The organism is Microcoleus sp. Pol11C2 (assembly GCF_036701505.1).
Classification (GTDB): domain Bacteria; phylum Cyanobacteriota; class Cyanobacteriia; order Cyanobacteriales; family Microcoleaceae; genus Microcoleus.
In genome coordinates this window covers 1-1,125 of sequence record NZ_JAUBQX010000125.1, presented here as the reverse complement: position 1 = coordinate 1,125, position 1,125 = coordinate 1, and the positions used below count along the sequence as shown (strand labels likewise).

The 1,125-nt window shown below is 40.4% G+C and carries 2 protein-coding genes; both read left to right on the top strand.

Features of this window, described 5'->3' with window-relative positions; genetic code table 11:
- The first annotated feature begins 56 nt into the window (after positions 1-56).
- Entirely contained in the window at positions 57-560 is a 504-nt protein-coding gene (locus QUA42_RS27600; RefSeq protein ID WP_333141873.1) for a helix-turn-helix domain-containing protein, read from the top strand.
- Entirely contained in the window at positions 557-1,117 is a 561-nt protein-coding gene (locus QUA42_RS27595; RefSeq protein WP_333141871.1) for an IS630 family transposase, read from the top strand. Before QUA42_RS27600 ends, QUA42_RS27595 begins: the two co-directional genes overlap by 4 nt.
- Positions 1,118-1,125 lie beyond the last annotated feature (8 nt).

The following is a 1,125-nucleotide window of genomic DNA, read 5'->3' as shown; positions in this document are numbered from 1 at the left end:
ATACCAATTTTATGTGAAGTTGCATATAATAGAGAGATAGCTTGTATGGTGCGTTTATGAGTCGTAGTTTAAAAATCACAATTGAAGAAAGTGCAGAATTTTTAGAAAAACAACTAAAAAATACTCGTACAGCGAGTCAGAAAGAACGAATACAAGTATTATGGTGGTTAAAAACAGGGCAAGTACAGGAACATCAGGAATTAGCGCATCGTTTGGGTAGAGACAAATCTACGATAACCCGATGGTTACAAAAGTATCGGCGGGGTGGATTATCCGAATTATTGTTGGTGAAAAAAGCCCCCGGACAAGTACCACACATGACTCTGGAGGCATTAGCAGGACTCAAAGAACGTTTAGAAAAAGGAGCCGCCTTCAAAAGCTACGGAGAAATTGTTGAATGGCTCAAAAAAGAGTATAGTCTGAAACTGACTTATGCAACAGTTTATGCTTGGGTGCATTATCGCCTCCAAGCAAAACTGAAAGTGCCACGTCCGCAAAGTGCTTTACAGGACATAAAAGCAGTGGAACTTTTTAAAAAAACATCGTCCCAGCAGTCTTGACGTTTCAAAAATTCTTTGGTAAGGGTAAACGGCTACGATATTTGTGTCAAGATGAGACCCGTTTGGGACTGAAAACGTTGACGGGTAAAGTAATTACAGCCCGGGGGGTAAAACCAGTTGCTCCCATACTGTGGAAGCGTGAAAGTTTTTGGTTGTATGGGGTAGTCGAACCATTGAGTGGCTGGCATTTTTGCCAAGAATATGCCCATCTTAATGGAGAAGATTTCCAGCAATTTATGGAAGCTCTTTCTCTACAATTGGGTGAAGATATTGCTCTGATTCAAATGGATAGAGCGGGTGCTCATATCACGAATGAACTTTCATGGCCCGAAAATTTAATTCCTGTCTGTCAACCCTCACATAGTCCAGAACTGAATCCAATTGAACGGGTCTGGGAATATATCAAACAGCAACTTGTTGGAGAGGTTTTTACAACACTTGGGTCACTACGAGAGCGCTTGCAACAAGTTATTGAAAAAATCACTCCTGAGCAAATCTGTTCGTTGTCATCTTACAATTTTATTCTTGAAGCCCTATTCTATGCAGCTTCATATTAAATTGGTAT

What these genes read in the sequence shown, in the direction of transcription:
- QUA42_RS27600 (WP_333141873.1), top strand. Translation starts at nt 57, where the DNA reads ATGAGTCGTAGTTTAAAAATCACAATTGAAGAAAGTGCAGAATTTTTA.